The 12,174-nt window shown below is 74.7% G+C and carries 11 protein-coding genes and 1 pseudogene; 11 read left to right on the top strand and 1 reads right to left on the bottom strand.

All coding sequences use genetic code 11. The features are described 5' to 3' along the window. Positions 1–141: 141 nt before the first annotated feature. The 7 genes and pseudogenes from ssd to AMK27_RS16875 form a co-directional block, all read left to right on the top strand. Positions 142–1,314 carry a septum site-determining protein Ssd gene (ssd, locus tag AMK27_RS16905; RefSeq protein ID WP_079188485.1) on the top strand — a complete coding sequence of 391 codons (1,173 nt, stop codon included), beginning with the start codon at positions 142–144 and terminating at the stop codon, positions 1,312–1,314. Further along, positions 1,311–2,480: a TadA family conjugal transfer-associated ATPase gene (locus AMK27_RS16900; RefSeq protein WP_073908064.1), complete on the top strand. Its 1,170-nt coding sequence runs from the start codon at positions 1,311–1,313 to the stop codon at positions 2,478–2,480. The genes ssd and AMK27_RS16900 overlap by 4 nt, the downstream gene beginning before the upstream one ends. Further along, positions 2,477–3,367, top strand: a complete 891-nt coding sequence (locus tag AMK27_RS16895; protein WP_445194855.1) for a type II secretion system F family protein — start codon at positions 2,477–2,479, stop codon at positions 3,365–3,367. The genes AMK27_RS16900 and AMK27_RS16895 overlap by 4 nt, the downstream gene beginning before the upstream one ends. Continuing rightward, positions 3,364–4,185 carry a type II secretion system F family protein gene (locus AMK27_RS16890; RefSeq protein ID WP_241847525.1) on the top strand — a complete coding sequence of 274 codons (822 nt, stop codon included), beginning with the start codon at positions 3,364–3,366 and terminating at the stop codon, positions 4,183–4,185. Before AMK27_RS16895 ends, AMK27_RS16890 begins: the two co-directional genes overlap by 4 nt. Positions 4,186–4,262: 77 nt before the next feature. Continuing rightward, a complete protein-coding gene (locus AMK27_RS16885) occupies positions 4,263–4,469 on the top strand; it encodes a DUF4244 domain-containing protein (RefSeq protein WP_073908061.1) in 207 nt (68 codons plus the stop codon). Then, complete coding sequence (locus AMK27_RS16880; protein ID WP_073908058.1) at positions 4,456–4,842, top strand: TadE family type IV pilus minor pilin; 387 nt, start codon at positions 4,456–4,458, stop codon at positions 4,840–4,842. Before AMK27_RS16885 ends, AMK27_RS16880 begins: the two co-directional genes overlap by 14 nt. Beyond that, a pseudogene (locus AMK27_RS16875) lies at positions 4,839–5,114 on the top strand (Rv3654c family TadE-like protein); the annotation flags it as partial. The gene AMK27_RS16880 and the pseudogene AMK27_RS16875, both read left to right, overlap by 4 nt. A 40-nt stretch (positions 5,115–5,154) precedes the next feature. Here the strand turns inward: AMK27_RS16875 and AMK27_RS16870 are convergent. After that, the gene (locus AMK27_RS16870; protein WP_073908055.1) at positions 5,155–7,719 is read right to left on the bottom strand and encodes a DEAD/DEAH box helicase; all 2,565 of its coding nucleotides are present in this window, start codon (positions 7,717–7,719) and stop codon (positions 5,155–5,157) included. Positions 7,720–7,801: 82 nt separating this feature from the next. Between AMK27_RS16870 and AMK27_RS16865 the strand changes: the two genes are divergently transcribed. The 4 genes from AMK27_RS16865 (at position 7,802) to AMK27_RS16850 (ending at position 12,043) form a co-directional block, all read left to right on the top strand. After that, the gene (locus AMK27_RS16865; RefSeq protein WP_015034520.1) at positions 7,802–8,155 is read left to right on the top strand and encodes an STAS domain-containing protein; all 354 of its coding nucleotides are present in this window, start codon (positions 7,802–7,804) and stop codon (positions 8,153–8,155) included. A 15-nt stretch (positions 8,156–8,170) separates the two neighbouring features. Beyond that, entirely contained in the window at positions 8,171–8,629 is a 459-nt protein-coding gene (locus AMK27_RS16860) for an ATP-binding protein (protein ID WP_073908052.1), read from the top strand. A gap of 166 nt (positions 8,630–8,795) precedes the next feature. Beyond that, entirely contained in the window at positions 8,796–11,105 is a 2,310-nt protein-coding gene (locus tag AMK27_RS16855; protein ID WP_073908050.1) for a sodium-translocating pyrophosphatase, read from the top strand. A gap of 266 nt (positions 11,106–11,371) precedes the next feature. Further along, a complete protein-coding gene (locus AMK27_RS16850) occupies positions 11,372–12,043 on the top strand; it encodes a small secreted protein (RefSeq protein ID WP_073908047.1) in 672 nt (223 codons plus the stop codon). Positions 12,044–12,174 lie beyond the last annotated feature (131 nt).

The following is a 12,174-nucleotide window of genomic DNA, read 5'->3' as shown; positions in this document are numbered from 1 at the left end:
CCGGAGGGGTGACGAAGATATTCACAGGGCTTCGGATATCCACAGTTTTTCGGCGAGATCCCCAGGATTTCCGGTACGGCCCCACGGTGATTCCTGTCGCGAAGTTCGCGAACGGCAGGAATCGCGAGAGGGGTGTGTGCCATGGAGGCATCCAGGACTTCCGGGGGCAGGGGTGCGAGGCGGACCTCGGCGCCGGGCGGGGCGGATCGGGCCCCGGTGCCGAGCGGTCCGGACGGGCCGGGCGGCCAGGAGCAGCGCCGCACCGGGCCGTTGATCGTCACGGAGGACCTCGGACTGCTCGACGACCTCCTGCGGCTGTGCGCGGCGGCCGGTGTCGAACCCGAGGTGCACCACCGGGTGCCGGAGCGGCGGGCGAGCTGGACCGATCCACCGCTCGTCCTGGTCGGCGACGACAGCGCGGCGCGATGCCGGGGAGCTGCGCGCCGCCCGGGGACCGTCCTCGTCGGGCGCGACCGGGACGACGCGGAGGTGTGGCGGCTCGCCGTCGAGATCGGGGCCGAGTGCGTCCTGCGGCTGCCGGACGCCGAGGGACTCCTCGTCGACCGCATCGCCGACGCGGCCGAGGGCGTGGGCCGACAGGCCGTCACCATCGGGGTCGTCGGCGGCCGAGGCGGCGCGGGCGCCTCCACCCTGGCCTGCGGCCTGGCCCTGGCCGCCGCGCGCTCCGGGCGCCGCACCCTGCTCGTCGACGGCGACCCCCTGGGCGGGGGCCTCGACGTGTTGCTCGGCGGCGAGCGCGAGCAGGGCAGACGATGGCCCGACTTCGCGGCCTCGAAGGGCCGGCTGGCCGGGGGCGCCCTGGAGGAGTCCCTGCCGTCCGTGCGGGGCGTCCGGGTGCTCAGCTGGGGCAGGGAGCCCGCGGCGTCGGTGCCGGCCGAGGCCGTCCGGTCCGTGCTCGCCGCGGCCCGCCGCCGGGGCGGGGTCGTCGTGGTCGACCTGCCGCGCGCGGCCGACGTGGCGGCCGTCGAGGCCCTGGCCCAGCTCGATCTCGGACTGCTCGTCGTGCCAGGCGAGTTGAGGGCCGTCGCGGCCGCGCACCGGGTGGCGTCCACCCTCTCCATGGACGTGCGCGACCTGCGGGCCGTGGTCCGCGGACCGTACGCGGCCGGGCTCGACGAGCGGTGGGTCGCCGACGCGCTGCGGCTGCCGCTCGCCGGTGAACTTCCTTACGACCCAGGGATCGTGGCCGACCAGGACGCGGGCGTGCCGCCGGGTGCCGAGCCCCGCGGCCCCCTCGGACGGTTCTGCGACGCCTTCTGGGCGAGCGCCCTCGCCCCTGGCGGTGCGGTGTGACCGGGGGCGCGGCCGGCGGCGGCGCGGGGCTGCTCGACGCGGTGCGGCAGCGGCTCGCGGCAAGCGGCTCCGAGCCCACCCCGGCGCGGGTCGCGGCGGCGCTGAGGGCGCAGGGGCGCCTGCTCGGCGACACGGAAGTGCTCGGTGCGGCGGAAGAGTTGAGGTGCGAGCTGATCGGCACAGGGCCGCTCGAACCGCTGCTCGCCGACCCGGCCGTCACCGACGTCCTGGTCTCGGCTCCCGACCGGGTGTGGGTGGACCGGGGCGCCGGTCTGGAGCGGGCCCCGGTGTCCTTCACCGACGCCGCCGCCGTGCGCAGGCTCGCCCAGCGGCTCGCGGCGGTGGCAGGGCGCCGGCTCGACGACGCCAGGCCCTGGGTGGACGCGCGACTGCCCGACGGCACCCGCATGCACGCGGTGCTGCCACCGGTGGCGGTCGGTTCGACCTGCCTGTCGCTCCGGGTGGTCCGCCCGCGCGCCTTCACCCTGGAGGAGCTCGCGGCGGCGGGCACGGTGCCGCCGGGCGGCGCCCCCATCCTGCGCGCGCTCATCGACGCCCGGGTGTCGTACCTGGTCAGCGGTGGCACGGGGACGGGGAAGACCACACTGCTCGCCTCCCTCCTCGGCCTGGTGGGGGAGCGGGAGCGGATCGTCCTCGCCGAGGACTCGGCGGAGCTGCGGCCCGACCATCCGCACGTGGTGCGCCTGGAGGCGCGGCCCGCGAATCAGGAGGGTGCCGGGCTGGTGACCCTGCGGGACCTGGTCCGGCAGGCGCTGCGGATGCGGCCGGACCGGCTGGTGGTCGGCGAGGTCCGGGGCGGCGAGGCGGTCGATCTGCTCGCCGCTCTCAACACCGGCCACGAGGGCGGCTCGGGCACGGTCCACGCCAACACCGCGGCGGACGTGCCGGCGCGTCTCGAAGCCCTGGGGACGGCGGCCGGGCTCGACCGGGCCGCCCTGCACAGCCAGTTGGGGGCCGGTCTGTCCGTCGTGCTCCATCTGGCGCGGGACCGGGACGGACGGCGGCGGATCGCCGAGGCGCACGTCCTGGAGCGGGACCGGGACGGCCTGGTGCGGACCGTTCCCGCGCTGCGGTGGGACGCGGCCGGGTTCGTGCGGGAGCGGGGCTGGGAGCGGCTGAGGTCGCTGATCGGAGGGGGAGCGTGAGCACGACGGGGTTGTCCGTACGGGACGTGGCCCAGGCGGCGTTGACGGTCTGCGCGGTCGTGGCGCTGTGGGAGGCAGTCGAGCGGAGGCGCGTCACGGGCCGGGCGCGAATGCTGCTCGCCGGTGCGGGCGCCGGGCTCCCGGGAGTGGCAGGCGGCCCCGTGATGTGGTCGGCGGTGGCCGCGCGCTGGTGGGCCGTGCTGCGGGGGCGGAGGGCCTGGCTGTGCCTGCCGGCGGCGGGAGTCGTCGCGGTGCTCGGTGCGTCACCGCTGCCGCTGGTGGCGGGGGCCCTCGCGGTGCCGCTCGTCGGGCGGCGGCTGCGGGAGGCCGGGCGCCGGAGGGAGCGCGAGGCGCGGGCCGAGCAGGTGGTGGCCCTGTGCGGGGCCGTCGTGGGGGAGTTGAGGGCCGGTTGGCAGCCCGCGCAGGCCCTGGCCTTCGCGGCCCGTGAGACGGGCGCGCTCGGCGAAGAGGAGGTGGCGGTGCTCGCGGCCGCCCGGTTCGGCGGGGACGTGCCGGAGGCCCTGCGGAGAGCGGCCGGGCAGGACGGCGCCGACGGGCTCGCGGGCATGGCGGCGTGCTGGCAGGTGGCCGTGGACGGCGGCGCGGGTCTGGCCGCCGGGCTCGACCGGCTCGAAGCGGCCCTCCGGGACCATCGCGAGCAGCGCGAGCGGCTGCGCGCCGAACTCGCCGGCGCCTGGGCGACGGTGGCCGTCCTCGCGGTGCTGCCGCTCGCCGGTGTCGCCCTCGGCGCGGCTCTGGGCGCGGACCCGCTGCGGGTCCTGCTGCACACGCCCGCGGGCCTGGGCTGCCTCGTCGTCGGCGGGGCACTGGAAGCGGCCGGGCTGTGGTGGGCCGCGCGGATCGTCCGAGGAGGGGAGCGGGCGTGAGCGGGGCCGTGCAGGCGGCCGCGGTGGTGGCCGTGGCGGTGGTCTGCTGCGAGCAGGGGGTGCGGGAGCTGGTGTGCCGGCGGAGGGCGCGAGGGATGCGGCGGAGGCTGCGTCACCTGCTGCTGGCCGCGGCACCGGCCCGGACGCCGGCCCTGACGCAGGCCTCGACGCAGGCCTCGGCCTCGGGCGCGAGACCACCGAGGGGGCTTGCCGGGCTGCCGCGTTGGGCGGGGTACGGCGTGGCGCCTCTCGGGGCGGCCGGGCTGGGCTGGGTGCTGTTCGGGGTGTTCGGAGGCCTGGTGGCGGCCGCGCTGGTGGCCGCGGCCGTCAGGCGCGGCGCGGCGGGCAGGGCCGCCGCGCCGACGGAGGCCGAGGACGACGCGGTGCGGCATCTTCCGCTGGCCGCCGACCTGCTGGCGGCCTGTGCCTCGGCCGGAGCCGGGCCCGGGGAGGCGGCGGAGGCCGTCGGCCGGTCCCTCGGCGGCGCGCTGGGCGAGCGACTGAGCCGGACGGCGGCCGAACTGCGGCTCGGCGGCGAACCGGCCGAGGTGTGGCGCAGGTTCGGCGCGATACCGGGCGCCTCGGGCCTCGCGCGCTGCATGGAACGGGCCGGGTCCTCGGGCGCACCCGCGGCGGAGGCCGTGGCCCGGCACGCGGCCGCGCTGCGGTCGGCCGGCGCCCGGACCGCCGCAGCACGTGCGCGCCGGGCGCAGGTGCTGATCAGCGGGCCCGTGGGGCTCTGTTTCCTGCCGGCCTTCCTGGCGGTGGGGGTGGCCCCGGTGGTGATCGGCCTGGCGACGGGGCTTCTGGACGGATGAACGGCACGGCGAGCAGAGCACGAAGAGCACGAAGAGCACGAAGAGCACGAAGAGAACGACGGATCGAGGAGGTCGGCATGGGAGTCAAGGCGGCGATGGGTCGTTGGTGGCGGGCGCGGCGGGAAGCGGCGCGCCGGGACGAGGGGATGACCACGTCCGAGTACGCGGTGGGGACGATCGCGGCGGCCGGGTTCGCCGCGGTCCTGTACAAGATCGTGACCAGCGAGACGGTCTCGGGAGCGCTGGAGTCGATGATCGGCAAGGCTCTCGATGCGCCGTTCTGACCGGGGTTTCGTGACCGTGGAGGCGGCGCTGGTGCTGCCTGTCCTCGCCCTCTTCACGGTCACCCTGCTCTGGGCGCTGGCGGCGGCCGCCGCGCAGATCCGCTGTGTGGACGCGGCGCGGGCCGGGGCACGGGTCGCGGCCCGCGCCGAGCCCGCGGGCTCCGCCGAGTCGGCCGCGCGGGCCGCCGCGCCCGAGGGCGCCCGGGTCGCGGTGACGCGGTCGGGGGAGCTGTGGCGGGTGACGGTGGAGGCCCCGGCGCCGGGGCCCGGGGGCATGGGCCTGACCCTGCGGGCGGAGGCCGCGGCGCTTGCGGAGGACCTCACGATCGGCGGCCCGGCACCGGGCGCCCCGGAGAGCGGAGGCCCGTTGTGACGGCCGGGGCGCGCGGCCGGGACCGGGGCGCGGCGACCGTGTGGGCGGCGTTCGCGGCCTGCGCGCTGTGCGTGGTGTTCGGGGCGGTGCTCGCGCTCGGGCAGGCGGTGGCGGCCAGGCACCGGGCCGGTGGCGCGGCGGACCTGGCGGCGCTCGCCGCCGCCGACCGGGCGCTGTGGGGCGAGGCCGAGGCCTGTGCGGCGGCCACCCGGGTGGCCGCCGCACAGGGCGCCGAGCTGGTGGGCTGTGCGGTGGGGGGCGAGCTCGCGGAGGTGACCGCCCGGGTCGTGCGCGGCCCCTACCGGCCGGAGGTCAGGTCCCGGGCGGGACCTCAGGAGCCTCCACCGGCGGCGTCCCAGGCGTCCGAGGCTTCTCCGGTGCCTCCGGTGCCTCCGGCGCCTCCGGTGTCTCCGGCGCAGTCGGGGGCTGCTTCGGGGCCTCGCGGAGGATCTCCGTGAGGAGGCGGACCGCGCCGCGCTTGTGCAGGGGGTCGTTGCCGTTGCCGCACTTCGGGGACTGGATGCAGGACGGGCAGCCCGCCTCGCACTCGCAGGAGGCGATGGCCTCCCGGGTGGCCGTCAGCCAGGCGCGGGCCGTGTGGAAGGCGCGCTCGGCGAAGCCCGCGCCGCCCGGATGGCCATCGTACACGAAGACGGTGGGCAGCAGGGTGTCCGGGTGGAGCGGTACGGAGACTCCGCCGATGTCCCAGCGGTCGCAGGTGGCGAAGAGCGGCAGCATGCCGATGGAGGCGTGCTCGGCGGCGTGCAGGGCGCCCCCGAGGGTCTCGGGGGTGATCCGGGCGGCGTCCAGCTGGTCCTCCGTGACCGTCCACCACACGGCCCGGGTCCGCAGGGTGCGGGGCGGCAGGTCGAGCTTGGTCTCGCCGAGCACCTCGCCCGTGATCAGACGGCGGCGCAGGAAGGAGACGACCTGGTTGGTGACCTCGACGGAGCCGTAGCAGAGGCGGCCGGCTCCCCAGGGGATCTCGGTCTCGGTGTCCAGGACGGCGATGGAGGTGGTGTCGCGGGCGGTGGTGGAGTACGGCGGGACCGCCTCCTCCACGAGCGCCACGGAGTCCTTGAGGTCGAGCTCCCGCACCAGGTAGGTGCGGCCCTGGTGGAGGTGGACGGCGCCCTCGTGGACGGCCGCGTGGGAGGCGGCCTCGTCCACGGTGCCGAGCAGCCGGCCGGTGCCGGACTCCACGATCCTGACGGGGCTGCCGCCACCGCCCCGGATGTCCGTGAGGTCGGCGGCCCGCTCGCGGCGGGTCCAGTACCAGCCGGTGGAGCGGCGGCGCAGCAGTCCCGCGCCCTCCAGCTGGGGCAGCAGGTCGGGGACGGCCGGGCCGAAGAGGGCCAGGTCCGCCTCGGTCAGGGGGAGCTCGGCGGCGGCCGCGCAGAGATGGGGGGCGAGGACGTACGGGTTGTCGGGGTCGAGGACGGTCGACTCGACCGGCTGGTCGAAGATCGCCTCCGGGTGGTGGACCAGGAAGGTGTCCAGCGGGTCGTCGCGGGCGATCAGGATCGCCAGGGCGCCCTCGCCCGAGCGGCCGGCGCGGCCCGCCTGCTGCCACAGGGAGGCCCGGGTGCCCGGGTAGCCGGCGATCAGGACCGCGTCCAGGCCCGAGACGTCCACGCCCAGCTCCAGGGCGGTCGTGGCGGCCAGGCCGAGGAGCTCGCCGGAGTGCAGGGCCCGCTCCAGGGCCCGGCGCTCCTCGGGCAGGTAGCCGCCGCGGTAGGCGGCGACCCGGCGGGCGAGGGCGCGGTCGGTCTCGGCGAGGCGTTCCTGGGCGATCACCGAGATCAGCTCGGCGCCGCGCCGGGAGCGTACGAAGGCGACCGAGCGGACGCCCTGGCGGGTCAGGTCGGTCAGCAGGTCCGCGGTCTCCGCGGTGGCCGTGCGGCGCACCGGCGCGCCGCGCTCGCCGTGCAGCTCGGTCAGCGGCGGCTCCCACAGGGCGAAGACCAGCTCGCCGCGCGGGGAGGCGTCGTCGGAGACCTCGGTGACCGGCAGGCCGGTGAGGCGGCCGGCGGCGAGGGCGGGTTCGGCGGAGGTGGCGGAGGCGAGGAGGAAGACCGGCTCGGAGCCGTACCGGGCGCAGATCCGGCGCAGTCGCCGGAGCACCTGGGCGACGTGGGAGCCGAAGACGCCCCGGTAGGTGTGGCACTCGTCGATCACGACGTAGCGCAGGGAGCGCAGGAAGGAGGCCCACCTGGGGTGGGAGGGGAGTATGCCCCGGTGGAGCATGTCGGGGTTGGTCAGCACGTGGTTCGCGTACTGGCGGACCCACTCGCGTTCCTCGACGGGCGTGTCGCCGTCGTAGACGGCGGGGCGGATCCGGTTGCCGAGCGGGGCGGCCAGTTCCCGGACGGCGCGCCGCTGGTCGGCGGCGAGGGCCTTGGTGGGCGAGAGGTACAGGGCGGTGGTCCCGCGGCCGTTCGGGGCCTCCGAGCCGTCCAGGAGGGTGCTCAGGACCGGGGCGAGGTAGGCGAGCGACTTGCCGGAGGCGGTGCCGGTGGCGATCACCACGTTCTCGCCGTCCAGGGCGTGCTCGGCGGCCTCCGCCTGGTGCGCCCAGGGGTGCTCGATGCCAGCCGCCTCGATCGCCGCGATCACCTCCGGGCGGATGCGATGCGGCCAGACTGCATGACGACCCTCCCGGGCGGGCATGTGCTCCGTATGAGTGATGCGCGCGGCCCGGCTCTCGCCCGAGGTGAGCCGGTCGAGGACCATGCCGGGAGAGGGGCGGCTGCCCATGTCTCCGGCCGGTCCACGGGGGCGCTGATTCTTGGCCATCGGCACCGAGTGTGTCACTGCCATGACGGACAATGCTTCCAAGGCGTCGTGCATGGCTGCTGGTAAGTGATTGAATGCCATCGCGGCTGGCGATCAGTTCCCTGACTCCCGCCCGGGAGACCCAGTGGGAACGATCGTTCGATAGCAAGGTGCTGGAGGATCCGTGGACCTGTCCCTGTCGACTCGCAATGTGTCCGGCGCTGGTGGCGACCGTACGGTCGTCGAGGTCGGTGGCGAGATTGATGTGTATACCGCGCCCAAGCTGCGCGAGCAGTTGGTCGAGTTGGTGAATGACGGCAGCTACCACCTGGTTGTCGACATGGAGGGCGTGGACTTCCTCGACTCCACCGGCCTCGGTGTGCTCGTCGGCGGCCTGAAGCGCGTTCGTGCCCATGAGGGCTCGCTGCGTCTGGTCTGCAACCAGGAGCGCATTCTGAAGATTTTCCGGATCACGGGTCTCACCAAGGTGTTCCCGATCCACACCTCGGTCGACGAGGCCGTCAACGCCGTCGACTGAGCCCAGGGGGTTCGTATGGCCACCGTTGAACTCCGCTTCAGCGCTCAGCCCGAGCACGTCCGTACGGCCCGCCTGGTGGCGGCCGCGGTCGCGCGCCGGGCCGGGGTGGACGAGGCGGTCCTCGACGAGGTGCGCCTCGCCGTCGGCGAGGCGTGTTCGCGTGCCGTCGGGCTGCACCGCAGCAACGACGTGACGACGCCCATCAGGGTCGTGCTGACCGAGGAGGAGAAGACCTTCTCCATCGAGGTCGGCGACGAGGTCCCGGGTGCGGGGGTCGCGGCGGCCGATGCCGTCGGTGTCCCCGGCGCGCGGGACGCGGCCCCGGCCGAGGAATTCGACGACGCCGACGGTGAGGACGAGATGGGGCTCGCGGTGATCCGCGGGCTCGTCGACGATGTCGAGGTGAGCGCCGGCGAGGACGGCGGCACCATCCGGATGAGCTGGCCGGTGAACTCGGCGGACATCCTGTCCTGACCCGTACGGAGCCATGAAGCGCAACGAGAAGAGGCCCTGCCCCGCAGGGCCTCTTCTCGTTGCGCCCGTGCGGCCCGTGTCGGAGGCCGCCCCCTGATTGGTGCATCCGCGCGGGGGTTTCCGGCATCCCCGTGTGTACCGGTATGTCTCCCTATGATCCGTCCCCATGTACCCCACATCTCTCGCCGCGGCGGTGCTCACGAGCGGGAACCGGACGATCGTGTACGCCGTCGGCGCCGTCGCCCTCGCCGCGCTGGTCGTCGCGCGGCTCCTCGTCCGCCAAGTGCTCAGGGCCGGTGAGGGCACCGAGCGGATGAGGGAGATCGCCGCCGCCGTGCAGGAGGGGGCCAACGCCTACCTCGCACGGCAGCTGCGGACCCTCGCCGTCTTCGCGGTCGCCGTGTTCTTCCTGCTGATGCTGCTGCCCGCGGACAACTGGTCGCAGCGCGCCGGACGTTCCCTCTTCTTCCTGGTGGGGGCGCTCTTCTCGGTGCTCACCGGGTACATCGGCATGCGGCTCGCCGTACGGGCCAACGTGCGGGTCGCCGCGGCCGCCCGGGAGGCCACGCCGGCCGAGGGCGAACCCCGGAGGAACCTGACGGAGGTGGCCCACCGGGCCACCCGGATCGCGTTCCGTACCGGCGGGGTCGTCGGCATGTGCACGGTGGGCCTCGGACTGCTCGGGGCCGTGTGCGTCGTGCTCGTCTACGCCGCCGACGCGCCCAAGGTCCTGGAGGGATTCGGCCTCGGCGCCGCGCTCATCGCCATGTTCATGCGGGTGGGCGGCGGCATCTTCACCAAGGCCGCCGACGTCGGCGCCGACCTGGTCGGCAAGGTCGAGCAGGGCATCCCGGAGGACGATCCGCGCAACGCGGCCACCATCGCCGACAACGTGGGCGACAACGTCGGCGACTGCGCGGGCATGGCGGCCGACCTCTTCGAGTCGTACGCCGTCACCCTGGTCGCCGCGCTCATCCTCGGCATGGCGGCCTTCGGCGACCACGGCCTGGCGTTCCCGCTGATCGTGCCCGCGATCGGCGTGATCACCGCGGTCATCGGCATCTTCGCCGTCTCCCCGCGACGCTCCGACCGTGGCGGGATGAGCGCGATCAACCGCGGATTCCTCGTCTCCGCCGTGATCTCGCTCGCCGGAGTCGCCGCCGCGGCCTTCCTGTACCTGCCCTCCTCCTACGCCGCGCTCGAGGGCGTCACCGAGCCGGGCATCCGCGAGCGCGCCGGGGATCCGCGCGTGCTCGCCCTGGTCGCCGTCGCCCTCGGGATCGTGCTCGCCGCGCTCATCCAGCAGCTCACCGGCTACTTCACGGAGACGAGCCGCCGGCCGGTCAGGGACGTCGGCGAGTCCTCCCTCACCGGCCCCGCGACCGTCGTCCTCGCGGGCGTGGCCCTGGGCATGGAGTCCGCGGTCTACACGGCGCTCCTGATCGGCCTCACCGTGTACGGGGCGTTCCTGCTCGGCGGCTCCTCGATCATGCTCGCGCTGTTCGCGGTCGCCCTCGCCGGTACGGGGCTGCTCACCACCGTCGGCGTGATCGTCGCCATGGACACCTTCGGCCCGGTCGCCGACAACGCCCAGGGCATCGCGGAGATGTCCGGGGACGTACGGGGGGCGGGGGCCCAGGTCCTCACCGATCTGGACGCCGTCGGCAACACGACGAAGGCCATCACCAAGGGCATCGCCATCGCCACCGCCGTCCTGGCGGCCGCGGCGCTGTTCGGCTCGTACCGGGACGCGATCGCCACCTCGGTCGCCGAGGTCGGCGCGAAGGCCGACGAGCTGACCCTCTCGATGGACATCTCCCAGCCCAACAACCTCTTCGGCCTCATCCTCGGCGCGGCGGTCGTGTTCCTCTTCTCGGGGCTCGCGATCAACGCCGTGTCGCGGTCGGCGGGATCGGTGGTCTACGAGGTGCGGCGGCAGTTCCGCGAGCACCCCGGGATCATGAACTTCACCGAGAAGCCGGAGTACGGACGGGTCGTCGACATCTGCACCAAGGACGCGCTGCGCGAACTCGCCACGCCCGGACTGCTCGCGGTGATGGCCCCGATCGCGGTCGGCTTCGCGCTGGGCGTCGGCGCGCTCGGGGCGTACCTCGCCGGCGCGATCGGCACGGGGGCCCTGATGGCCGTCTTCCTCGCCAACTCCGGTGGCGCCTGGGACAACGCGAAGAAGCTCGTCGAGGACGGGAACCACGGGGGCAAGGGCAGTGAGGCGCACGAGGCGACCGTCATCGGGGACACCGTCGGCGACCCGTTCAAGGACACGGCAGGACCGGCGATCAACCCGCTCCTGAAGGTGATGAACCTGGTGGCGCTGCTCATCGCCCCCGCGGTCGTGCGGTTCAGCTACGGGGGCGACGCCAGCGCGGGGCTCCGTGCGGCGGTCGCGGGGGTCGCGCTGATCGTCGTCATCGCCGCCGTGCGGGTCTCCAAGAGGCGTTCCGTGACGGTGTCCTGACGTGGTGTCCGAGCGGCTCAGAGCGGGCTCCGAGCGGGCCCGGTCGGACTGTCCGTCCGCGCCGTCCGTTCGGGCTCGGGACGCGGTGTCAGGACCGGCTCGACGCGTGGTGTCCGTCTCATTCCCGGGCGCGTCGGGGGCGCGTGAGAGGTCTCTCCCTTGGGTCAAAAGACTGCAATACGGGATGAATCGGTCGCACGAAAGGTGGAAGTAGCCCGTTCGGCGTGTATGTTCCGGGGCCGAGAGCCTTGGAAGGGACCGATCCGGTGAACAAGAAGCTTGCGGCCGCACTGTCCGGCGGCGCGGTACTCGTGCTCGCGCTGTCCGGTTGCAGCGACGACGAGGGCAACAAGGTGGACGACTGGGCGAAGACGTTCTGCGACCAGGCCAAGCCCCAGATCCAGAAGCGGGCCGACGCCCACCAGATCATCATCTCGACGGCGGCGGACAGCAAGCCCGCGGAGATCCAGGCGGCCGACTCGAAGGCGTTCCAGGACATCGCCGACGCCGACCGGGCGTTGGCCAAGGCCGTCGAGAGCGCCGGAGCCCCGCCCGTCGAGAACGGCCAGACGGTCCAGCAGGACGCGATCAAGGAGCTCAACGCGACCGCGGTGGCCTACGAGGGCCTCAAGAAGCAGGTCGACGCGCTGGACCCGACGAACCAGCAGAAGTTCGCGGACGGCCTCCAGGGCGTCGCGGACGGTCTGACCAGGATCGAGAAGATGGACCAGAACGCCCTGTCCAAGCTGGAGGAGGGCGAGCTGGGCCAGGCGATGGCCAAGCAGCCCGGCTGCCAGAAGCCCACGGCGTCGGCCTCGCCGAAGACCTCCGGCTCGGCGTCCCCGCAGCCCGGCTCCACCGCCTCCGGCTCCGGCACCTCCGACAAGGCCTCGGCCAAGCCGGCCAAGCCGAGCGCTTCGGCCAAGACCGAGGAGTAGCCCCGCGGGGGGCATCCCCTTCGGGCCGCGCGCCCGGGGTCGTCCCGCTCCTAGCCGTCCCGCCGGGGGGGCGTCCCACTCGGGCGTCCGCTCGCGGCCGTGCCGCCGGGGCCGTCCCCCTCGCGTCGTCC

Origin of the sequence: Streptomyces sp. CB02009, from assembly GCF_001905825.1 — a bacterium.
Taxonomy (GTDB): domain Bacteria; phylum Actinomycetota; class Actinomycetes; order Streptomycetales; family Streptomycetaceae; genus Streptomyces.
Note: the sequence above shows the minus strand (reverse complement) of the source record. Positions and strands in the feature narration are given on the sequence as shown.

Bases quoted from the DNA above. Each gene is read 5' to 3' on its own strand.
- ssd (WP_079188485.1), top strand. From the start codon at position 142: ATGGAGGCATCCAGGACTTCCGGGGGCAGGGGTGCGAGGCGGACCTCG.
- AMK27_RS16885 (WP_073908061.1), top strand. From the start codon at position 4,263: ATGGGAGTCAAGGCGGCGATGGGTCGTTGGTGGCGGGCGCGGCGGGAA.
- AMK27_RS16880 (WP_073908058.1), top strand. From the start codon at position 4,456: ATGCGCCGTTCTGACCGGGGTTTCGTGACCGTGGAGGCGGCGCTGGTG.
- AMK27_RS16870 (WP_073908055.1), bottom strand. From the start codon at position 7,719: ATGGCATTCAATCACTTACCAGCAGCCATGCACGACGCCTTGGAAGCA.
- AMK27_RS16860 (WP_073908052.1), top strand. From the start codon at position 8,171: ATGGCCACCGTTGAACTCCGCTTCAGCGCTCAGCCCGAGCACGTCCGT.
- AMK27_RS16855 (WP_073908050.1), top strand. From the start codon at position 8,796: ATGTACCCCACATCTCTCGCCGCGGCGGTGCTCACGAGCGGGAACCGG.